Genomic DNA, 23,874 nt, shown 5'->3' on the forward strand with positions numbered 1-23,874 from the left:
GACCAACTGGAATTTGGAGCGACCTGCCAGATATGCCAGAGCGTGTTATCGGTACCGCGGGCAAAGACTTCAAGACGACCATCGGCGTTAGCATGTACGGCAGGGTCACTAGTAATTGTGTGCCCTAAAGATTCCCAGTCGGACCAACCGGAATTTGGAGCAGTTTGCCAGATGTGCCAGAGCGCGTTATCGGCGCCACGGGCAAAGACTTCAAGGCGACCATCGGCGTTAGCATATACGGCAGGATTACTGGTAATTGTGTTCCCTAAAGATTGCCAGTTTGACCAGCCGGAATTGGGAGCGGTTTGCCAGATGTGCCAGAGCGCGTTATCAGCTCCGCGTGCGAATACTTCCAATCGACCATCCGAATTACGATGAACAGCGGGTTTGTTAGTCACTGAGACAATGCTGGACATCGTGATAGATGAGTTTTCAGTTTTTAGCTGTATTAGCTCATTTATAACAGAAAACTCGGCATTATCTGGTTTTGGTATATTAATAGGTTCTTCTTGCATATATATCCTCGTTAGAAATAATTTTTCAGATTCACTAAATAGTTATTTAATAAGCAAGGTGTTTAATTCTTTGAATTAATATTCTCACTTTCACTCTTTATTCTTTAAAGAAATAATTAATGTTTTATGTGATGCTGATTGATGATCCGTGAAGTATTAAGTGGATGAGATGCTACATTATAAAACCTTTTCTGTTTATATATATTTTTGCATACGGTTATTCAAAAATAATAAATTATGGATGAACTGTTTTGCTGTTTTAAGGTTTCATCTTTATTATATTTGAGAATATATTTTTATCATGATTGTTTTAATTGTATTAAAAACATTTGATAATCTTTACGGAAGAGAATAGTTTGCCGACTGGCATTAAAAAACACAGGTTCTAGTGCGTGAATGTTCTATAAAACAGGGGTTTTGTTTGACATTGCCTTTTGGGTCTGTTCGACCAAGAGACTACATTGGATAGACAAAACTATATCTTCATCATCTTCATCATCAACAATATGCGCGAGTTTGAGAGAATGCTTGGTTTGCGTGTTGAGAATTGGGTTGATTCCAGTAAATAAGGTATTGCTGGCCCGATGCGGCATAGTGAATGTTTTCCTTAATGCATCAGGCCAGGCAGTTATGCGTGTCTTGTGCGAAGCAGATTATTTAATTGCTGAAGCGTCGATCAAGGTGCCGCCGAGGGATACCCAATCGGACCACAATGATGATGTAATTTGCTGAATATGCCAGAGTGCGTTATCCGCACCGCGTGCAAAAACTTCAAGCCGGCCGTCAGAATTCTTCGCCACCGTAGGAGCGCTGGTAATCATGCCAGACAATGAGGCCCAATCAGACCATGAACCTGATGCTGCCGTCTGCCAGATATGCCAGAGAGCGTTATCAGGGCCACGTGCAAAGACCTCAAGCCGACCATCGGCGTTGATATGTACCGCAGGGTCGCTGGTGATGACGCCAGACAGTGACTGCCAGTTTGTCCAACCTGCATTAGGAGCGACCTGCCAAATGTGCCAGAGAGCGTTATCGGAACCGCGCGCAAAGACCTCAAGCCGACCATCAGAGTTGCTGATTACCACTGGATTGCTCGTTACCACACCACTCAGTGATTGCCAATTTGTCCAGGGATAGGCATGAGAGGTCGTTTGCCTGATGTACCAGAGAGAGTAATCGTTGCTGCGCGCAAAGACCTCAAACTGACCACTGGTGTTGACATATACCGTTGGATCACTAGTAAGCACGCCATTTAGTGATTGCCAATTAGACCACGGACCGGCATGAGGTGCGGTTTGCCAGATGTGCCAGAGAGCGTTATCGGAACTGCGTGCAAAGATCTCAAGCCGGCCATCGGAGTTGACATATACCACTGGATTGCTGGTGATCTGACCACCTAAAGATTGCCAGCCTGACCAACTGGTGCCGGGGATGGGAGAGGTCTGCCAGTTATGCCATAAAGCATTATCTGTGCCACGCACGAATACTTCCAATCTGCCGTCTGAGTTAATGTGAACGGCGGGTTTGCTGGTCGCTCCTTCATTTAGTGAGTGCCAGCCAGACCAGAAAGATATGGTATTTGGTGCCGTTTGCCAGTTATGCCACACAGCATTGTTGATGCTCACGCCAAAAACCTCTAGCCGACCATCGGTGTTGTTTGCCGCCGAAATAACTCCGGGTAACGCAGTCCAAGAGATTTCATTGGATACTTCTATTTCGTTTGCAACAGATGACCCGGTATTATCTGGAATTGATGTATTAATAGATTCTTTTTTCATATATATATCCTCTTTAGGCATAATTTTAAAAATTCACTAAATAGTCATTTAATAAACAGTGTATTTAATTTCACATTAATACTTTCGATTGCATTCTGTATATTTTTATTTATGAAATGAATAAGTGATATTTTATTTGACGTTAAACTCTAATTATTGAGTTTTCGTAAAATGTGATCTTATATTATTGAGGTCTATGTGTTGATATGTATTTTTAAATACGAATATCTAAAAAACATTAATTATATATAAACTATTTTCTTATTTTAAAGTTTTCTTTGTTTTCTATTTTAACTCTGTTTTTTGTGGTTATTTTTATTCAAAATATCTGATTGTTATTAAAGTATATAATTCGTCATTTGGCTATTGGGATAGCTCCAGCGAATAAAGTATTACTGGCCTGATGCAGAGTAGTGAATGTTTTCTCTAATACATCGGGCCAGAAAATTACTCGTGTATTGTGCGAATCTGGCTCCTTTCAGATTATTTTATCGCTGAGGCATCGATTAAGGTTCCCCCTAGGGATGTCCAATTAGACCACTGATTGGAATGGGGAACAGTTTGCCAGATGTGGTGGAGTCCATTGCCGTTATCGCGCACAAAGACATCAAGTCGGCCGTCAGCGTTCTTCGTGACATCTGGGCCGCTGGTAAGTCCGCCACTCAATGAGGCCCAGCCTGACCATGAACCAGAATAAGTGTCAGTTTGCCAGATGTGGTAGAGTGAAAGTTCTTTGTTGGCGCCGCGTGCAAAGACTTCAAGCCGACCATCGGAATTCTTCACCACCGCTGGAGCGCTGGTGATCACGCCACTTAATGAAGCCCAGTTAGACCACTGACTAGAATAGGGAGCTGTTTGCCAGATATGGTACAGTGCGTTATCGGCACCGCGCACAAAAACTTCGAGTCGACCGTCAATGGTGCGGATGACCACTGGATCACTCGTGATGGAGCCGCCTAATGACTGCCAGCTTGACCAATAACCGGTATGGGGAGCAGTTTGCCAGATGTGCCAGAGTGCGTTATCGGCGCCGCGGGCAAAGACCTCAAGCCGACCATCGGCATTGATATGGACTGCTGGGTTACTGGTGATCACTTGGCCTAGAGAATACCAGCTTGACCACGGATTGGAGTGGGGAGCGGTTTGCCAGATGTGCCAGAGTGTGTTATCGGAGCCACGGGCAAAGACTTCAAGCCGACCATCGGCGTTGATATACACCGCAGGGTTACTGGTGATTGCTCCGCCTAAAGATTGCCAGCCTGACCAACCGGCATTAGGAGCGGTTTGCCAGTTATGCCACAGCGCATTATCCGTGCTACGTACGAATACTTCTAATCGACCGTCTGAGTTGAGGTAAGCGGCGGGTTTGCTGGTCGCTGTTAAGCCAAGCGAGCTCCAGCCGGTCCAGTAAGCGCCTGTATGTGTCGTTTGCCCATTCCGCCATACTACATTGTCACTACCCACACCGAAAACCTCGATCCGACCATCAGAGGTGTTTGCCACTGAGACAATGCCAGACGTCGCGATGGCAACATTTTCGATTGCAACCTCATTTGCATCAGATGATTCGGTATTATCTGGATTTGATTTTTTAATCGGTTCTTTTTTCATATATATATCCTTGTTAAAAATAAATTTTTAGATTCACCAAATAGTCATTTAATAATCAATGTTTTGATTTTTTAAAATTTATATTTTCGTTTATGCTTTTATTTGAAGTTAACTTATGACAATTAAGTTATCGATAAGATATGATTGTATATTATAGATCTCTATAGGCTGATATATATTTTTACATACGATCATTTAAAAACAATTAATTACATTTAAATTATTTCATTATTTTAAAGTTTCGTTTAAATTCTATTTTAAATATATTTTTAAAATTGTTTTGACTTCATTAAAAGTATCTGATGGCATATTGTATTTATGCGCTAATTTAAATTAGTGGCGAGATTTAATTTTGAAAGTTGTATTAAATCCAGAGAAATAAGAGAAAATAATTTATATTGATATATTGCTTTCACTCTAATTACATTCTTTTCCAGAAAGTGGCATATCATGGATATGCCACCAGCTTAACGAATGGATTTAAAAATAAGTTGTAATACCGGCTCGAAATGTTCTTCCCGGTGAAGGAATATAGCCGAGGCTGAGAGGCTGGATATAATATTTGTCGAACACATTATCCACGCCGAACTCAAATTCGACATGCTTATTTATGCGGGTAGTCAGAGAGATATCCGCCACAGTTGCAGGCCGCCAGATAATGGGCGCCAACAGAGGAGAAGAACCGCGTCCTGGTTTTCCTGCTGGCACAGATCGTTGACCATAATGGGAAACTCTGGCGTTGACAGATACATTGTCATTTAAGAATCGTTGTGTCAGATCGAGTGATACCGCGTATTTAGGTGGAATGTGATTAGTCGCATAATCCGAAGGGAGGCTACGTGCAGCACACCCGTCATTTTCCGTGCAGAATTTGACTTTTGTATAGTAATTCATCGATAAACGGGCATCAAAGTGATCACTATGGTAAACACTTGCCAATTCCAATCCGGCAAATTTTGCTTCTTTAATATTACTGATGTACATACTCCAGTAATCATCCATCCATGCTCGGCTGATATAGTCTTTTACCCGATTATCAAAGTAGGACATTTTAATATCGAAGCTATCATTTTGAGCAATGATATTCGGGAAGCGTGATGTCAGCCCGACTTCGATATTTTTTGAAATTTCAGGCTTTATATGATCGTCAACACTCATCATGTAGCCGCGAATACCTTCAACCATTGATGGAAAACGAGGGGCATAGCTATATTTGGCATGCAGGGCTGTTTCATGATTAAGTTCAAGCTTAGTGCCTACCCAATAGCCGTGAGCATGGTCTCGCTTATTATTTACTTTCCCGGAGGTGAGCTGTAGTAACCAAGAGCTATTTGGTCGAGCTGGACTGTAATCTTCGATCTGATAGGATTTAAAATCCCATCCGCCCATTAGGGTCAGACGGTCGGCAAGCATATAATTCCCGCTCAGGAAAAAACGGCCTTCTTTACGCTCTCCTTCCCGATTAACGGCATATTCCCATTGACCTGCGCTTGGGCCTGTACGTTCACGAATAAAGCTGGCGCCGTAGTTCAACTCAATATCTTGCATTGAAAGCTCAAATAATGAGGTATTACTCAAATTCACCCCGACTGTGCGCATGAATTTTTTATCACCGAGGGTATTATTTGCGGTTCGAGGTCGGTCGTTAACCCGAGTTTGCCATACTCCGATATCCAAATTAATCCAGGGATTTGACGCAGGTTCCCATTTATAGTTGAGGCTGTGCCTGTTCATATTGAGCCGTGTCAGAGGCCCCTGTTCCAAAATCATAAATGTTTGGCTCAGGTTTGCCATATCCGGGACATAGGATTCTCCGTAGAGATTTTGGTAATGGCTAACGATAGCCGAGATTTCATGACCATCACCAAAACGAATTTTTCCTTTACCGAGTAACGATTGGCTATCTTCAGAAGTATTTGGGACGGCATCCCCCATTGCATACAGCGAATAACCGGCCATCTGTTCACTGAATTGTGGAATGCGACAATCTTGTGGATCACTTTCACACAAATAACCTGGCATTCCACGTTCCTTAGCGCCCGGTCCGTGTTTGCCAGAGTGGTAATTGCCCCGCTTGCGCTGAGAAACACCAAACAGCAATTCATAGGAGGGTTCGGCCATCGCGAAAACAATACTCCCGGTGCGATTCTTAGCGTCGAAAAGAGAGGTTTTTGAGGGGGAAGGCCAGTCATTGCGTTGATAATCGTCAGGATTGGAATGGTTGCTCAACAGACTTCCTTTCAGGCGTAGTCCTACCTTTTGTCCGTCAAGGAGGATATCACTGGCTTCAATGGTTTTTATCTCCACCGTTCCCCCAATAGCTCCCATGCCGCCTTTTCCTGTCGGGCCTTTATTGATATCTACCCGGCCAATGAAATCTGGATCAATAAAGGAACGGTTGGAGACACCTTGATAACCGCGGTATAGCGCGGTCTGGTTAGATGCGCCATCAACGGTGGTTAAGACTCGGCCTTGTCCTTGCAGGCCCCGGATATTCACATCCAGACTGCCTGAACTACGTGCTTCGCCGGATAATACGCCCGGTGTTGTTTTGAAAATATCAACGGGGTGGATCACACCGAATTTTTCAATATCTTTACCTTTGATGGTGGTACTGTCGAACCGCAATGGTTCGTTACCTGAGTATCCGTGATTGCCTGCTACCGTAAGGGGACTGAGTACGACTACACCTTTGTTGGTCATCTTCTTTGTCATTTTTACTAGGGTATAACTGCCATCGGTACGTTGGGACAGTTGTAAATGACTGCCTGTGAGCAGCTGAACCAAACCTTGATGAGCGGTAAAACTGCCGTTTAATAAGGGTGCTGTTAACCCGTTGGTTAAATTCGGATCGAAGGAGAGTGCGGTACCGGTTTGAGCCGCAAAGTGGGACAAAGAATTGCCTAATGAACCCGGTGGAATATGAACGGAATAGAGTGTATCTGCTGGTGTGGTGGCGTAAAGGGAAGGTGTCGGCAGCAGTATTAATGGCAATAACAGTGCGACTAAAGACCTTTTCTGCCAACGTGGTTGTGAATCTTGGCAGTTAGCATGATATGGCATAGTGATTTCTTGATATGGCATGGTAAGTTCTCCATAACTTTTTAAACTTCTTTTATTTCCATGCCGTATGAGATTGAAAAAAGTGTCAGTAAAAATGATTATTTTTATTAACTGGATGAATAGAGGGTAATCCAATAGCGGGTCAGGCTGCGCATTGAGAGCGGATAGGTTTGTAATAGCATATGCAGCGCCAGATCCGTATCCCGTATGGGAAAAGCACCAGAGACACGCAGATTAGCTATTGCATCATCACAACGGATGACACCGGAACGATAGCGATTCAGTTCAGTAACCACCGTTGCCAGCGGCAAGTTATCAGCTACCATCATGCCCTGTAACCAGCTTAAAGACACCGTTGAACGGGGATATTGTGGGGCAACGGCGAATTGATTGAAATGGGTTGCCTCTCCAGCATGCAGTATGTGCGGCAAACCGTTATCTGGCGTAATGCGAACCGCTCCTTCTATTATTTCCACCTGAGTGTGTAAGGCTTGTTGGCGAACGCTGAATTTTGTGCCCAATGCCACAATAACGCCTTGCTTAGTTTGAATTTTAAATGGGCGAGCCGGATGGCGGCTATCTTTATGGGTTTCAATATAGATTTCCCCTAGCTTTAGGCCAATAAGCCGTTGGGTATCGTCATAATGAACATCTGTTGAGCTTTGTGTATTTAAAGTCACTTGACTGTTATCCGGTAATGACCAGCGCTGAATTTGCCCCGTTGCAGTGTGATAATCGCCAGTGAGAAGCTGAAATTGATCAGATCGCCAGAAGAGTGATGATGCGCCAGCCGGTATTAACAACATGAGTGTAAGCTTTCTGATGGCTTCCCGACGGGAGAAGGTCTGTTTGTTGTTTAACAGAGGTGAGGCGATATGTGGTGGTAGATGGTGTAACCGTGCTAACAGACATTGCGCCCGTTCCCAGGCTTGAGCATGTTCTGGACTTTGTGCGCACCAGGCAGCGCAGGCATTCCGATCAGCTTCGCTGGCATGACTATCATGCAAAACGGTCAACCATTCCGCGGCTTCGGCAAGTATCGTTTCAGAAAGCGTACTTGATGAAGAAGATGTATCAGTGGAAGCCATGCCAATCCCTCTTATGCCATCGCTATCAGACATTGATAAAAGCCTTGTTTCATATAACGTTTTACTGTGGACAGCGAAATATTCATCTGATTTGCAATGTCTTCATACTTCATTCCTTCTATCTGGGAAAGTAAAAAGACAGTTTGCACTGGCGTGGGGAGCTGACTCAGCATGATATCAATTTCCTGAAGTATTTCGAGGATGATAAGTTTTTGCTCTGGTGCGGGAATAAGCGGTTCAGGCAGACTGAAGAGGAAATCCAGATAAGATTGTTCAAGTGAGCGGCGACGGTACCAGTTAACCATCAACCCTTTGGCAATGGTGACGATGTAGGCACGGGGTTCATTAAGTTGCTGTGGTAAAGGTGAACGAAGTAATTTAACAAAAGTATCTTGAGCTAGGTCTGCGGCAGTTTCATCGCAGTTAAGACGATGCTTAAGCCAGCGAAATAGCCAATCATGATTGTGGATGTACATGCACTGGATCTGTTGAGTGTCTAAAACATTAACGGTCATTTTCATGCCATGCTATCAATGTAAATGCAAATCATTATCATTTTGGTATGTTACAGGTAATTGTTTTCCGTTACCAATAAATAATGGGTGCGAAGCGGCTGATCAAATGCATTTTTATTTACTATAAAGCAAATTAATGAACTAATTTGTAGTTTTGTTCGTGATTGACAGGGGGAGATTATAAGAGCCTTAAACCGGGAACGAGAATTTAAATAATTTCTGGTTGAATTTAATATTAAAAATATTTTCACTAGGGGAAAATTTTAATAATTTTAGGTTTAGGGTAAATTAATATGGTGTCGTGTTTATTGATGTGTGCCTAATATATCATGTAACTATCTTTTAATATTGATGTAATGTAGGTGGTTGGAATAATAAATCTGACGTTCAAAAATAGCAAAATCCAGATATATGACTATAATAGAGGGGGGTATATATAAGAATTACAGTGGTTAATATATGAAAAGCTTAAATTAACGAGGGATAAGATGGAAGGTACTTTAATTATTTGTGTTGATTCGATTCTGAGATTTCGCTCAGATTACGATATGGCAATAGCTGTACCGATGCTATCAGTTCAGGAACAGCTAGGGAAAAATGATCCGTTCTTTTTCCTGAAATATTTCAGAAATAAAGTCATCATAGAAAAAGGAGTGACAATATCAAATATATTTCTCGCGATAGAACCGTGGCAGGCTATGTTGAGCGCTTGGTTGGAAATTGATATTGCCGCTTATATTGCAGAGATTAGAAAACCTTCGCAAGAAGAGCCGATATTTGATTGGATCAGTATTCAGAGAATCACATCGGTCCATCGGGTATATCAGCGAAAAGATATGAAAGATAATGAAAAACTGTCTGAATATTTTAATCGTGAACATACGCCAACAAAATATTTTAATATTGAATCGGTTTGTATGGCATCGGGTTATAGAAAAGGAGATAAAGAGCATTATAGTATTAGTGAATATATCCACGAAATTAAAAATATTCCAGTCATTGGCAGTGACAGACAAATATTGATTGGTTATGACGATAATAATACGGATATTTTTAATGATAAATGTTTTGGTATATATGATAATAGAAATATCAAATATATACAGGGAACAACCTCATTCGCGTTTTATGAATTGATGGAAGCTATTTTTAATGATGGCTTATTCTACAACTCGCCGCAAACGGCTTGTCATAGCCTGGAGATGATAAAAGAGATGTTAGAAATTATAGATCGCGGAAATATGAGTGACGAAAATGATAATAAAGAGTATATTAATCAACAAGAAAATAGTAGTGGAAATATTAATGGAGGTAATGATGGTAGAGAATTAAATGTTGAATTCTATGATGGTGCTTTTGATCCACTGATAGAACATATAGAAACGGAGCGGGAATATTGGAATTATATAAAATTATTATGTCATTCGTATGGTCATTTGCCAGTAAGAATTGGCACGATTAATGAGGCTAAAGTTCCTGAATATCGCTTTTATGGCAATATTATTGATGATGAAAGTTAGCTTTTAAGGATTAGTTGTATATTATACAAAGGTATTTAATCATTATAGATATCATATAACCTTTTTCTGTCGAAAGATTTGCAGTATCTGTTTAGTTTCGTACTCGTTTATAAGTAATATCCGACTGGTTCAATATAGTGATGCTGTGAATATTCTTCTTTTGTGCTAGGAGGTTGTAGCTTGGAGGAAAAAGGCAGATCTCATCATAAAAAAGTTAAATTTATGAATATAGATTTAGCTAGATTCGCACTTTTTACTCCAGATTTTTTAATGATACCGCTACGCATAAATTGAAAATTGATGAGTATCTATTTTAATGTTCGTTGATGATATTGATGATATTGATGTTTTTGTAAATAATTTGTATTATTTAGTTTTTAAAAAATCTATGATTATTTTTTTAAAATTCTCACTCTCAAGTGGCATTTTCTTATCTAAATAGTTAAATACGGTAGCCTTTGACCAGCCGTTATTATAGGTTTTTACAAGAGCTTTATACACTTTTTTTTCTAATTCTTTAGTTGCAGTTACTGTTACTCTTGGTATTGTTAGATCAGCTTGATAAGCAGAATAGATATCTTTTTCAATGCTTTGAAATGGAATGCAATACACATTAGAATTCTTATAAACATGCTTTAAATGGGCTTGATCGCCATCTAAAACACAAATTACATTTTCAGGTTTTGTTAGAAATTCTTCTTTTTCATTCCTTTTCATAAGATTAACAACGTTGGTAGCTCCTCCAATATATATTATTTTATATTTATAAAAATAAGAATTGTTATTTTTGTCTATAATGTATTCTAAGTAATCTTGCAAAGTTTCATCTTCAGTTAGAATATATTTATCCCAGCCTTTAAAGGCAAAAAGAGAGCTTTTAATGAAGTTATAAGATCTCTTTGATATCATGGTTTTATTACCTTCTCTGTACATGTAATAAAGCTCATCATCATTAAGTGTTTTCATTAATGCCAAAGAGTGGGTTGTAAAAATGATATTTAAATTATATTTATCACAAAATTCTCTAAGTAAGTTTACTAATTCTACTTGTGCTGAAGAATCTAAAGAAATATCAATTTCATCAATAATGATGCATTTTCTTTTACATTCAATCATTCTATAAAGGTTGATGATGAAAAACTCACCCGAACTAAAATAATCTTCCCGTATATAATATCCATTTTCGTTAAGTCGAAAATAGTAATTATTTTTTTTAACTTTAAAGGATTTTAGGTTTTTATAGACATCAGTTTTATAAACTGAGTTTAACATTTTAATAAGTTCACTGGGAATCTCATAGGTTTGAAAAGCTATGCACTTTCTTAGGTCTGCGTCGATTTTACTTAATGTTGGAAAACTATTGAATCTATCACCATAGGGAATAGGCAATTCAACAAATATGTTAGATTTTACTTCTTCAGGAACAATTGATTTTGTATCAATAACTTTTAGGTTACTATTATAAATATAAGTTATGACATCATTATTTATCAAATATTCTATTTTGCTTTCTTGATTAAATATATAACGTGATGATGTTTTTATGAATATATCGGCTGATTGTAAATTTTTAATTGATTTTATAAATGTGGTTTTTCCAATACCATTTTTTCCTACAATACATGTAATTTTATTTTTTGTTAAATCTAATGAAAAACTCATCTCATTAATGTGTTGTACTTTTGAAATATTAATTGTAATGTTCATATCTTAGAATACATTCTTATGGAAAAACATATCGATTATAACATTGCCGTATTTTTTTCTGAGCTTGTTTAAATAATTTTTATCAATAGTATTTATATGATTAAGATTTCCTGAAATCATCTCAATTCCTTTATCTAAATCTTTACCAACAGCATCTTTGAATTTATCTTTGTCAGTAATATAAAAGTAAATTAAATACTCAATTTTTTTCTTTATTTTTATATCAACAGTAACCTTCCCAGAAGGTAGCACAACCATACCAAGAAGTTTTACTTTATTTCCTTTATTAACGATCTTTGTTTTGTATTTATTTAAAGAAAAATTACCATTATTCTCTTTGTCGAGAAAGCTGGATACTGTTGTGTAAATACTATGAATTATTTCTTTATCATCTGATGATATTATTATGTCATCAGAATATCTGGTGTAAATTAAGCTTTTTTCTGAACAATAATCTTGGATGTTGTTATCAAATTTATATAAACACGCATTACTAAATGCTGGTGAGGTTGAGAAACCAATTGGTAATATATCATCAACAATTATAAATTCTAATATTTTATCATAATATTCTTGTATGTCAAGAATAGGGATCGCTGATGTGTTATTTTCTAACACTTCTCTTGCGAAATTTTTAGTGATGCTTGAGAAGAAATTATTAATATCTGTATTGAAAAACCATTTTTTATCAGAATGCTTTTTGACTGCTTCGTAAGTACTACTTCCTTTTCTATATGAATAGACTGCCTCTTTATTAATATTTAAATGAAAAAGAATAAAATCATTAATAAATTTGTGATAGCTTTTAAGTTTAGTCGAAGGTTGATAAATTATACGTCCATTGTATTCTGACTTTTTATATTCACCTTTAATATTAAAGGATAAAAAATCATCTAATTTAGTTTTTTCATGAAATGCGATGCTGAAAATTGTTTCCAGTTTAAGTAGTTTTTTGCTCTTAGGAATAGTGGGATTATCGGGAGTATTCACAAAAGACTCGTTCTCTTTGAAATTTACTACCTGTACATACCCTCTTCAGGCTTATGAAGAAGGGCAGTACAAGAGTAACATTACATAAAGGCTCGTAGAGGCTAACATTACTGACTGGAGATACTCCTAGTCGCTAGCATGGGCTAAATATAAGTCAATTCGAATAAAAAGGCAACTTTTTTAAATTTAAGGTCTGGAAAAGGGAATTATATTCAAAATAATAAAGCTGGAGTTAGGAGTAATTGTTAACTTTGTGATTAATGTCTATAGGAACACTAGTATAAAAACTATGTGTTGTTTTAATATTCCTTAATAATTGCAGAGCAATACTGTTTCTCCATTTCTATAAATATGGTTTGGATGTTCGAATTTATGCTTAAGTAAGTATCCTTAAATATATCCGACAAGTATACATTAGTTTAAGAGAGATTAATAATGTGGGTACAAATAAAGGACTCTATCTATTTGAAGTGGTGAGATAATTTTAAATCGCGCCATATTGATGGCACAAAAGTGGCGCGATTAATCTGAATTGCGCCATAATCGCGCCATATTTTTACTAGAATCTATTGTTCGCTATGAGTTCAATAACTGATATTTATGAGACCTTGTGTGTTACATCACGACCTAATGTCTGTTTCGGATTTTTTTGGTAGAACATCCCATCCTTCTGTTCCTGGAAGGACTGTTCAACGTTGGTTGGGGAGACTTGTTGAAGATAAGAAAAACAGATATTGGGTGAAGCCCGAAGTCACCGCTATGTTATCGCTACGGAGGAAACATTAGATCCAGTAGCGGGTAGATCGGGTAATTTCCAGAGCTATATCAGATCCATTTAAGTAATCCTTTTTAGCGTGACACATTAAAGGCATTGGTTATTGAAGAATTAAGGCGATTGCATGAAGGTGTGTTGGCAAGATATGGCCTCCGACCTTCGCAATTTGAAAAATGGAAAGGAAAACACCGATAGTCTTTGTATTCATGCTATTGAATAGCGGAATGACCATAAAAAATTACCGGGTTAATTACGCCATTATCTTAGAAAAGCTATTAATTAGCGCTTTCGTTATGCCGTCGTTCAAGGCTTAAACTTATACAGGTAAGGATTAAAAGCGATTTACGGAATAATAGTAATTGACATCGCTAAACACCCGTCAGTATTTTCATCTCACCTTGGCCTGACATCATATACGCAGGGTTATCAGTGTAAATGAACCTTGGGTAAAACGGGTACAGACTTTACATGTAATTGTTTTTATTTATCAAATAGATAAATGTAGGTCGGCTACCCGGTTAAATGGTTCCTTGTACTACGATGTCGCTTCAATTCTGGTTTATGTTCAGAGATAGGCCAAAAATTCGTCTGTTTAGGTAATGAGTTTTTATACAGAATTATCCTAAAAAAACAGAAACTAGTATTTTTCTGATCTAAATTTTCGCATTATGTTCTAAAAATAGGTAAAACAGATGTTTAAGTAAGGATTTCAGATGGAAATGCCGATTTATTTTCAATACTGGGGTAAGGCGAAGCGAGTCTTAGAGGTTGATAGTGCAGATTATCATCTGCTTCCTTACCATTGTTTAGATGTTGCTGCGGTGGGAATGCAGTTACTCTCTTTAGAAAGATCGTTAACTAGAGATCTCGCTAATTTTTTAGCGTTATCTACGCAGCAGCTACAAAGCATAGTCTCTTTTATATTGGCTTTGCACGATATTGGTAAATTTGCATCTGCTTTTCAAAAATTACTTCCCGGTCTGGCAGTGGGTCTGCATCGACCAGATTGCCCTAAAGAGTCTGGCGGCCGTTATTTTTGTCATGATCGTATAGGGTTATATTTCTGGGAAAATATCAAAACGGAATTACTTAATAGATTGGTTAATATTGAAGGCGTCGAGCGAAGAGAACAGCGAGAGATGTTTGATACCCTAATGGTATTCATGGATTGTGTATTAGGGCATCACGGTCGGCCAATTGATAAAACAAACTATAAAGCGATTAAACGTTTTACTGAACCTCATAACCTTAATGCCGCCACACTTTTTGCACATCATTTGGTTGAATTATTTCAACCTGAGTTTCCCATTGAAAAATTACAATCCAAAGAGTGGCGACGGCGACTGGAACAAGTGAGTTGGCAGTTTGCGGGTGTTGCAATATTGGCGGATTGGATTGGTTCTGATAATCATTATTTTACCTATCAATCTGAGCCTATGCCATTAGCTGATTATTGGAAACATGCTCAAGCAGTGGCGAAAAAAGCGGTTATAGCAGCCAATTTAGGCAAGGAGCCGGTAGTTAAGCCGTTTATTTCCATTCAGGAATGTTACGGTTTTGCCGCAACACCATTGCAACAGTGGGCCGAATCAATATCTGTAGATCATTCTCCTCAACTGTTTATTTTGGAAGATGTTACCGGGGCTGGAAAAACAGAAGCGGCGCTTGCGCTTACACACCGTTTAATGCAGGCAAAAGCCGCTGATGGTTTTTATTTTGGTTTGCCTACAATGGCGTCTTCTAATGCAATATTTAGCCGAATTGCTAAACATTACCAGCAAATGCTATCGATAGAGGATGATAGTAAACCAAATATCGTTTTAGCTCATGGTATGCGGGAGATGAATAATCAATTTCGTGAACCCGTTTTGGCGTTAGGTCACCCAGATAGAAACTATGGTAAAACAGATATTCCCTCTTCAGCGCAGTGTAATCAATGGTTAGCGGACCCACGTAAACAGGCGCTGTTAGCGCCTGTTGGAATCGGAGCGATTGATCAGGCTTTATTGGCTGTATTACCAAGGCGTTATCAATCACTGAGATTATTTGGGCTTAATCGTAAAGTACTTATCGTTGATGAAGTCCATGCTGCTGATGAATTTATGTTTAATTTGCTGGAAAATTTATTAGCGCTGCATCTTTATCAGGGCGGTTCAGCCATTTTGTTGACAGCGACATTGACCTTTAAACAGCGTCAACGTTTAACGGATATTTGGCTGAATGCTGGTGGATTAAGTTCTCAATTATTACAAAAAACGGATTTTCCTTTAGCAACAAAAATAAGTTTAAATGCCGTATCGCCCGTTATTGAACAACCGTTATCAAGCCGAAAAGATGTTAGCCGGGAAGTGAAAGTTGATTTCTTAAATAGCTTTAGTAGTTGTGTTGAAAAAGTATTAGCCGCCATTGTACAAGGGCAATGTGTCGTTTGGATAAGAAATACCGTTGATGATGCTATTGAAGCTTATCAGACACTGCAAAGTTTGCTTACTGAACCTGAGCGTTGTCTATTATTTCATAGCCAGTTTATCTTGCAGCATCGAAAAGAGATTGAAAATCATGTTATGACTATTTTTGGTAAAAATAGTCAGGGTGAAATGCGGCGGGGCAAAGCATTAATCGCCACACAAATATTTCAGGAGAGTTTAGATACTGATGCCGATGTCATGATTTCAGATATTTGTCCTATTGATGACCTTATTCAGCGAGCCGGGCGTTTACATCGCCACACTCGCGATAGCGATGGTATCTATCGATGGGGTATTAAAGATTCACGCCCTGCGCCAATATTGTTTGTTCACGCCCCTGAATGGCGGGAGCAGCCTGGATCAGATTGGTTAAGCTATAATTTTCGTAACACGCAATGTGTTTATCGCTCGCCTACCCGTCTGTGGTTAAGTATGCGCGTGTTGAGAAAATTAGGTGCTATACGTATGCCCGCGGAAACTCGCCAATTAATTGAAGCGGTTTATGGTCATGCTTATGAGCAAGCGCCGGAAGTGTTAAAACACCAAGGGAATGAATTTATTGACGAGGAGCGAAGTCAGACAGCTAAAGCTAAATCTTTTTGGTTACAGTGGCAATTATATGGTTATTGTGATCGCAGTGCTGATCGTTGGTATGAAGATGATTCCGATATTAATGCTCGTTACAGTGATATTGAAACTGTTGAGGTGTTATTACTGAAAAAAAATGATTCAGGACAACTGGCGCCTTGGGTAAATTCCGACGAATTTTCAGTGTCGCTGAGTACGATTAAATTATCCAGAAATAAGTATGCAAATAAATTAGCGCCAATTCCAACAGCGTTAATACCCGCTCTCAATGCCTTGCAACAGAGATATTACCAAATTAGATATTTGCGACCTTGGTTGCCGGAACAAGATCCGAATTTTACCTATTCTTCAACAATAGGCTTTTGTGAAAGATAAAAGCAGGAGGTGTTATGAACTTAGTTCAGGACCCGTGGTTGCCCTTTCGATTACGTGATGGTAGTGAAAAAGTACTGCCTATTAATGCGATATGTGATCATGATGTTATGGACTTTGCTTTACCGCGAGCTGATTTTCAAGGAGCAGCTTGTCAATTTGCCATTGGTTTATTACAAACCGTTTTTGCGCCGGAAGATAAATATCAATGGCATGCTCTCTATGAAACATCACCTGATAAAAAGGTATTACAGCAAGCTTTTAATAAAGTGATACATGCTTTCAATGTTACCGGTATAGGGCCCCTTTTTATGCAAGATTTTGATCCGCTGCAAACAGCAAAATCAACAACTGTAGCTGGATTATTAATTGAAGCGCCGGGAGCGAATGGTTTAAAACTTAATACGGATCATTTTGTTAAACGTGGCGTCGGAGATGTGATGTCTCTTGAAATGGCGGCTCTGGCGCTGTTTACCTTGCAAATTAATGCGCCGTCAGGAGGAGTGGGGCATCGAGTAGGATTACGAGGCGGAGGACCATTAACCACGTTAATGGTACCGCAACAAACTGATACAACATTATGGCAAAAACTGTGGTTAAACGTCATTAGTCGAAGTGAATGGCATTATTCAGAACCTAATTTAACCAGTGCTCAGGTTTTTCCTTGGTTAGCGCCAACAAAAGTGAGTGTTAATAAAGGGACAGAAATTTATGCTAAGGATGTGCATCCCTTACATATGTATTGGGCGATGCCGAGACGGATACGTCTGGTGGTGGAAAAGGGTGATAATATTTGCAAAATTTCAGGTCAATATTCTGCATTCACCGTCTCTGAATATCGGACACAAAACTACGGCGGCAATTATTCCGGTAATTGGGCTCATCCGTTAACGCCCTATAAATGGGATCTTAAAGAACCAATCCAACATTTATCTATTAAAGGCCAACCTGGAGGGGTGACGTATAAAATTTGGGATACTTTAGTATTTACCAGCCATAAGAGAGGGCAGCGTTGCGCGCCGGTCATAAGCCATTTTTATTTCTTATGTTGTCATTTTGCTGAATTGCGGAGAGTTATGCCTCGTCTTTGGGTATTTGGCTACGATATGGATAATATGAAAGCACGTTGTTGGTATTCTGTCACTGTGCCGTTGTTTTTTGTCTTACCTGAACAACGGGAAAAGATTATATATCAAGTCAAAGAGCTGCAAAAATTGGCGACCAATATGATTTGGCTATGCCGGAATCAAATAAAAGCGGCTTGGTTTGAAAAGCCTGCGGATGTGAGAGGCGACATTTCCTTTATTGACTTGGCTTTTTGGCAACAAAGTGAATCTCTGTTTTTTTCTGTGGTGTATCAACTTATCGATAATAGACGTTCGGATTCACCTTTTTTGACACCAGAGCAGGCTAAACATTGGCTTAATACCTTGCGTCATCTCTGTAGAGATTTATTCGATGAGTATGTTGCTTTATCTGAATTGGGTAATGAACGCTCAATGGTAAAACGTATGAGAGCGCGTCAACAGTTAATTATCGGGCTATATGGACAAAGAGCTTTAAAAGAGATCAACACATTTATTACTAATCACCATATTCACTCTGGTAAAGAGGAAATGTAATGGACAATAAGATCGAAATCATATTATTGGATTGGTGGCAAAGTATGTTTTTGTCACCAAAACAGTTGAAAGAAAAAGGTATTATTCCAGCGCCTGTGACTTATAAAGCCCAGTTAAAGCGCTGTGAAAACGTTGAGATGGCCATGTTGACTGAGGGATTTCGGGATTTGTGGTTCAGCTTGCCTGATGAAATTAGCTTATCAGAGAGTCCGGTAAAATTAGAATATTGGGCCACGATGGCGGCGGCATTAGTTTATGTTAAAAATAACAGTGGTATTACATTGGCGGCAGCGGCGGGTAAGAAAGGAGGAGGCAATAAACCGGTTGTTAGTGAATTAAGATTTTCACAATTACAAAATGCTAAAACACCGAACGAATTACTACGTCGATTACGTCAAATTTTACAGAAAATCAAAGGTAATATTTCTGTTTTGGCTCTGGCGCGGGATATTGAGGCGTGGTTCGCTGAATATGGTCAATTACAGCCATGTAAGGCGGATAAGCGTATTAAGGTGAAGTGGGTTATGGATTATTACCGTGCGGCTAGTGGTAAATCGGTTGATTTATCGGATTTTCATTAATCGAGTTTAGGATGATTATTATGAGTCAGTTTATTCAATTACACTTATTAACTTCCTATGCGCCATCTAATCTGAATCGTGATGATTTAGGCCGACCTAAAACAGCGAGAATGGGCGGTTTTGAACGTTTGCGTGTGAGTTCTCAAAGTTTAAAACGCCACTGGCGTACTTCTGAATTATTTGAACAGGTGCTATCAGAGAATATAGGTATTCGCACTAAGCGATTTGGTATCAAGGTATTTGACGCTTTGGTCAGTGCTGGAGTGAAAGAAAAATCCGCTAAGGCATTGGCTGCAACGATTGCCGGTGTTTTTGGAAAAACAAAAAAAGATGCTTTAGAAATTGAACAATTGGCACATATCAGCCCGGCAGAGCAACGATCTGTCATGTCGTTGATTGAGTTGCTGGCGGAAGAAAACCGGGCGCCGACAGCGGAAGAGCTTAATTTATTAAAAACTAAGCAAATTGCGGTGGATATTGCTTTGTTTGGTCGGATGCTAGCTTCAAGTCCTGCATTTAACGTCGAGGCCGCCTGTCAGGTCGCTCATGCTATTAGTGTGCATAGTGTAGTGATTGAAGATGATTATTTTACGGCAGTGGATGATTTAAATGATGGTAAGGAAGATACCGGGTCAGCCCATATAGGGGAATTGGGTTTTGCCGCCGCGCTGTTTTACAGTTATATCTGCATTAATAAAACGCAATTAATAAAAAATTTGGATGGTGATGAAACCCTGGCTAATAAAGCGATTAAAGCGTTAACAGAAGCCGCTGTGAAAGTATCGCCTACGGGTAAACAAAATAGTTTTGCTTCTCGTGCTTATGCCAGTTTTGCTCTCGCTGAGAAAGGTGAACAACAACCTCGTTCTTTATCCGTTGCATTTTTAAAACCTATTAATGACAGCGACCAGGGGCCGTCTGCAATTAATGCCTTAGAAAGCCAAATGCACAATATTGATCAGGTTTACGGCACTTGTGCCGATGCACGCTATAAATTCAACACATTCACAGGGGAAGGAACTTTAACCGAGCTGCTTGAATTTGTTGTGCAGTAATGGAGGCAGAATGAAAGCATATTTAGTCTTCCGATTATATGGCCCGATGGCAAGTTGGGGCCAACCTGCGGTTGGGGGGGAGCGGCCAACGGAATTGTATCCGGGTCGCTCCGCGATTTTGGGGTTATTAGGAGCAGCATTAGGTATTCGACGAGATGATGAGTCTGAATTAGCAAAATTACAAAAAAGTGTGTTGATTGCAATTAAGCAGACAGTTCCTGGCTCTTTAATGCGTGATTATCATACGACGCAAGTGCCGACGCACAATAGTAATGTGGTTCATCAGAATCGTAAAAGTGAATTAAGATCAGATAGACTGAATACCATTCTGTCTAATCGCGATTATCGTTGTGATGGTATTTGGATCGTTGCGATTACATTAACTGAATACACCGGTTTTACGCTTGAACAATTACGGGATGCTTTACTTAAACCCGTATTTATTTTGCACCTTGGACGTAAATCTTGCCCGCTTGCTTTACCTCTCTGCCCTAAACTCATTACGTCATCAACATTAAAAACAGCGTTGGATATCCCTTTTCCACCGCTGATGCATTCGGATAGAGAGGATAAATTATGGCTAGGGGCAAATGGGATTGTCACTTATTTTTGGGAGGGGAATAAAGATGAAATGAGCTCTTCAAATATCTTAATCAGCCATCCTTGGGATGAGCCGATTAACCGGGCGCGTTGGCAATTCCGGCAACGTACTATGTATCAACTTTCTATCGAGGAGGGTGTTGATGTATTTGTCTAAAGTTGTGCTTCGGCAATCGAGTCAAACAGCAAATATATTAGCAAAAATGGGTGCGAATGGCGTTTATACTTCTCATCAATTGTTATGGAAATTGTTTTCATCAGACGAAAAACGTCAATTTCTATTTCGGGAAGAGAGCGGAATAATAGGATTACCCGTATTCTATGTTTTATCTAGGACATCACCTCAAACTCAGTCACCATTGTTTGAGGTGGAAACAAAAGCGTTTTATCCTCAATTGCAGGCGGGGCAACGTTTAGCTTTCAAATTACGCGTTAATCCAACAATCTGTATTACCGACTCTGCTGGAAAACGTCGGCGTCATGATGTCTTGATGCATGCTAAGTTTATGGCAAGGCAGCAAGGTGAAACGAATCAGGGGAAAATAAAGGCCGTGATGGATGATGCTGCTCGTAATTGGTTGCTGAATAGCCGTCGTATGCAGCAATGGGGTATTCAGTTTGACAACTTACTGGATGTTGAAGGTTATACCCAGCATCGAAGTGTAAAAAAGCATGGGCAGAAAATACAATTTTCCAGTGTTGATTTCCAAGGACTTCTGACGGTGACTAACGATGAGCTATATTTGGAACAGTATGCAAAAGGCTTTGGTCGTGCTAAAGCGATGGGATGCGGATTGATGTTAATCAGATCAGTGTAATGGAAATTTATTTTTTTCGGAGCACGTAATGCAATATTCTTTGTTGTATCGGGATATTGATGTTAAAAGTGACGCATTCGCGGTGATTAAGTGTTTGTGTTACATTTCAAAAGCATGGTAAAAAGTGATATTGCTAATTAATATCATTCTGTAGAGTAGGGGGTAGTCGCTACTCTCGGAAATATGGATAAAATAATTACCGTGTTCCTCACGTCTGTGGGGATGAACCTGAATTTTGGTATACATTTGAACCAGGCAGAATATGTTCCCTGTGTTTAATGGGATAAGCAGTTATAATCAATGATAGGATATCGCGTTCGTGGACGTTCCTGACCGTTACCGGGGTGAACCAAACTCGATATATCTCGTCAAAGAGAGAATGTAAGTGTTCCCTGCATTTGTAGGGATAAACCGCGGCATGAGTGATGCTTTACTATGTTCGCTAAATGTTCCCTGTATAGACAGGGATGAACCTAGCAGCGCCCCAAATAGCTGTAGAGCTAAAAATGTGTTCCCTGTATTGTCTAACGGGGATAAACCGTGTGAAAATGACGCTGATAATCGGCTTTCCTGATGCTCCCTGCCTCTATGGGGATAAACCGGACAGTAACAGTGATATGGTCGGTAGTAAGCGGTGTTCCTTGTGTCTACGGGGGTGAACCGACTTGATACTGTTATGCTTGGGGTTTGGAAGCGTGTTCCCTGTGATTGACGGGGATAAACCGAACAGCTAGCGTATTTAGCTGGCAGAGATAGATTTGTTCCCTGTTTCTACGGGGATAAACCGCTAAATACAGAATTATCGCCATTTGTTACAATTAGCTCCCCGTAATCTACGGGGATCAACCGTCATCCGGAAAGGTAATTGACATAGAAGTGCAGAGTTCCCTGAATTTATGGGGATAAACCGGATTCAGGTTTGATGATGATAGTTGAAGTAAAAATGCTCCCCGTTTTTACGGGGAAAGGGCGGTTCACTGCCACTTTGACCACAATTTTCAGGCCGATAATAAATCTGCTGTTCGGGCACATCGATACCGGGCAGTATTCGAATAGTGATTTGACAGAGCTTTTTTCGGTATCGAGGCCAACGGTTTATCGAACTTTTACACGTAAAGGAATTTATCGAAATGGTTTGGTGACGATGTTGCTTTCTATTTCACAGAAGCACCGATTTTAAGCACAGGTGCTTCTGTGTTTATTAGCAAAAACCGCCGTAAACCCTTGCCCAGTGCGAGGGTGTCGCAAAAGGCCAGCATTGAAAATAAACCACGATTTTGGGTAAATTTTTCTGACGCCAAGTGTGAATGGAAAGCATCAGTTGTCGTAGAAATGTCGTCATAAAGGAGCCGTGCTTGGAATGGAAACCTGATAAAGGAGAGCTTTTGCGACACCCTCAGTGCGGGCGGGGATATCAGGCGAAAAGCCCAGAGGGCTTTCAGACCGCTGACAAACCTCGTTGAAAATAACGGGGTTTCTTTCATTATGAATCAGTTTGTCAAGCGAGAGCGTTTCTGGCGGGAAAGTTTGGGGAGAAGGTATTCTTAACATGGCGGCCATCTCCGTCGGGTGAACGGAATTTAATTAAAACAAAGCGCCGGATAGAAAAACCAGCACTTTGTCAATAATCTGAAAGCCCAGAGGGCTTTAGGGCTGGCGACTCCGACGTCTCCTGACTGGATTGATATCTGCCGGTAAAACAGGCTAAAATCAATGCACTTTCTCAATGAGCGCTGAACATGTTAAGAGCGACCAAAGTCCGCATCTACCCCACACCTGAACAGGCCGAGTATCTTAACGGCCAGTTCGGGGCGGTCCGTTTTGCGTACAACAAGGCGCTGCACATCAAAAAGCATACCTACAAACGTCACGGCGTAAGTTTAAATCCGCGCAAAGACCTCAAACCGTTACTGGCGGTCGCGAAGCAATCCCGCAAGTATGCCTGGCTCAGGGAATATGACTCCATTGCATTACAGCAGGCGGTGATCAATCTGCATATCGCGTTTGATAATTTCTTCAATCCGAAATTGCGCGCCCAATTTCCCGCGTTCAAACGCAAACAGGGTAAGCAATCCAGCTATCACTGTGTTGGGGTGACAGTGCTGGAGGGCGCAGTGAAGATCCCGAAATTGTCACCGATAAAGGCCCGCATACACAGAAAAATTGAAGGGAAAGTGAAGAGCATTACGCTCTCTCGCACCGCCACGG

At 39.9% G+C, this 23,874-nt stretch carries 17 protein-coding genes and 1 pseudogene; 8 read left to right on the plus strand and 10 right to left on the minus strand.

Translation table 11 applies throughout. From position 1 onward, the window contains the following. From Phpb_RS09430 to Phpb_RS09460, 7 genes are all read right to left on the minus strand, one after another. Positions 1-515, minus strand: a 515-nt coding sequence (locus Phpb_RS09430) for a PLL family lectin (protein ID WP_476742267.1), incomplete at its 3' end; no start/stop codon positions are given. A gap of 401 nt (positions 516-916) precedes the next feature. After that, the gene (locus Phpb_RS09435) at positions 917-1,108 is read right to left on the minus strand and encodes a hypothetical protein (RefSeq protein WP_065390111.1); all 192 of its coding nucleotides are present in this window, start codon (positions 1,106-1,108) and stop codon (positions 917-919) included. 60 nt (positions 1,109-1,168) lie between these two features. Beyond that, positions 1,169-2,293 (minus strand): PLL family lectin, encoded by a 1,125-nt coding sequence (locus Phpb_RS09440; protein ID WP_065390112.1) that lies wholly within the window; start codon positions 2,291-2,293, stop codon positions 1,169-1,171. 483 nt (positions 2,294-2,776) lie between these two features. Further along, complete coding sequence (locus tag Phpb_RS09445; RefSeq protein WP_065390113.1) at positions 2,777-3,904, minus strand: PLL family lectin; 1,128 nt, start codon at positions 3,902-3,904, stop codon at positions 2,777-2,779. A 480-nt stretch (positions 3,905-4,384) separates the two neighbouring features. After that, a complete protein-coding gene (locus tag Phpb_RS09450) occupies positions 4,385-6,988 on the minus strand; it encodes a TonB-dependent receptor (protein ID WP_065390114.1) in 2,604 nt (867 codons plus the stop codon). A gap of 86 nt (positions 6,989-7,074) precedes the next feature. Then, positions 7,075-8,088 carry a FecR domain-containing protein gene (locus tag Phpb_RS09455; RefSeq protein ID WP_082302556.1) on the minus strand — a complete coding sequence of 338 codons (1,014 nt, stop codon included), beginning with the start codon at positions 8,086-8,088 and terminating at the stop codon, positions 7,075-7,077. Beyond that, entirely contained in the window at positions 8,067-8,570 is a 504-nt protein-coding gene (locus Phpb_RS09460; RefSeq protein ID WP_065390115.1) for a sigma-70 family RNA polymerase sigma factor, read from the minus strand. Before Phpb_RS09460 ends, Phpb_RS09455 begins: the two co-directional genes overlap by 22 nt. A 488-nt stretch (positions 8,571-9,058) precedes the next feature. Between Phpb_RS09460 and Phpb_RS09465 the strand changes: the two genes are divergently transcribed. Next, the gene (locus Phpb_RS09465; RefSeq protein WP_065390116.1) at positions 9,059-10,090 is read left to right on the plus strand and encodes a hypothetical protein; all 1,032 of its coding nucleotides are present in this window, start codon (positions 9,059-9,061) and stop codon (positions 10,088-10,090) included. Between the two features lie 366 nt (positions 10,091-10,456). Here Phpb_RS09465 and Phpb_RS09470 read toward each other — a convergent pair whose 3' ends face one another. Then, complete coding sequence (locus Phpb_RS09470; protein ID WP_065390117.1) at positions 10,457-11,797, minus strand: ATP-dependent nuclease; 1,341 nt, start codon at positions 11,795-11,797, stop codon at positions 10,457-10,459. Positions 11,798-11,800: 3 nt separating this feature from the next. Continuing rightward, positions 11,801-12,787 (minus strand): reverse transcriptase domain-containing protein, encoded by a 987-nt coding sequence (locus Phpb_RS09475; protein ID WP_240492496.1) that lies wholly within the window; start codon positions 12,785-12,787, stop codon positions 11,801-11,803. Between the two features lie 1,488 nt (positions 12,788-14,275). Between Phpb_RS09475 and Phpb_RS09480 the strand changes: the two genes are divergently transcribed. The 6 genes from Phpb_RS09480 to cas6e are packed head-to-tail and all read left to right on the plus strand — an operon-like array spanning position 14,276 to position 21,666. After that, the gene (locus tag Phpb_RS09480) at positions 14,276-16,993 is read left to right on the plus strand and encodes a CRISPR-associated helicase/endonuclease Cas3 (RefSeq protein ID WP_065390118.1); all 2,718 of its coding nucleotides are present in this window, start codon (positions 14,276-14,278) and stop codon (positions 16,991-16,993) included. A gap of 14 nt (positions 16,994-17,007) precedes the next feature. Continuing rightward, complete coding sequence (gene casA, locus Phpb_RS09485) at positions 17,008-18,612, plus strand: type I-E CRISPR-associated protein Cse1/CasA (protein ID WP_065390119.1); 1,605 nt, start codon at positions 17,008-17,010, stop codon at positions 18,610-18,612. Then, positions 18,612-19,193 (plus strand): type I-E CRISPR-associated protein Cse2/CasB, encoded by a 582-nt coding sequence (gene casB, locus Phpb_RS09490; protein WP_065390120.1) that lies wholly within the window; start codon positions 18,612-18,614, stop codon positions 19,191-19,193. The genes casA and casB overlap by 1 nt, the downstream gene beginning before the upstream one ends. 20 nt (positions 19,194-19,213) lie before the next feature. Beyond that, a complete protein-coding gene (gene cas7e / locus Phpb_RS09495) occupies positions 19,214-20,248 on the plus strand; it encodes a type I-E CRISPR-associated protein Cas7/Cse4/CasC (RefSeq protein WP_065390121.1) in 1,035 nt (344 codons plus the stop codon). A 10-nt stretch (positions 20,249-20,258) separates the two neighbouring features. Beyond that, complete coding sequence (gene cas5e, locus Phpb_RS09500) at positions 20,259-21,005, plus strand: type I-E CRISPR-associated protein Cas5/CasD (protein ID WP_065390122.1); 747 nt, start codon at positions 20,259-20,261, stop codon at positions 21,003-21,005. Then, positions 20,992-21,666 (plus strand): type I-E CRISPR-associated protein Cas6/Cse3/CasE, encoded by a 675-nt coding sequence (cas6e, locus tag Phpb_RS09505; protein WP_065390123.1) that lies wholly within the window; start codon positions 20,992-20,994, stop codon positions 21,664-21,666. Before cas5e ends, cas6e begins: the two co-directional genes overlap by 14 nt. Before the next feature lie 1,154 nt (positions 21,667-22,820). On the opposite strand, the gene Phpb_RS26010 is transcribed toward cas6e, so the two are convergent. Next, positions 22,821-23,150, minus strand: coding sequence for a hypothetical protein (locus tag Phpb_RS26010; RefSeq protein WP_065390124.1), 330 nt, complete (start codon positions 23,148-23,150; stop codon positions 22,821-22,823). Between the two features lie 255 nt (positions 23,151-23,405). On the opposite strand from Phpb_RS26010, the pseudogene Phpb_RS26310 reads away from it, so the two are divergent. Beyond that, positions 23,406-23,744: pseudogene (locus tag Phpb_RS26310) on the plus strand (helix-turn-helix domain-containing protein); the annotation flags it as partial. Between the last annotated feature and the right edge of the window lie 130 nt (positions 23,745-23,874).

Source organism: Photorhabdus namnaonensis, assembly GCF_001684335.1.
In the GTDB taxonomy this organism is placed as follows: Bacteria; Pseudomonadota; Gammaproteobacteria; order Enterobacterales; family Enterobacteriaceae; genus Photorhabdus; species Photorhabdus namnaonensis.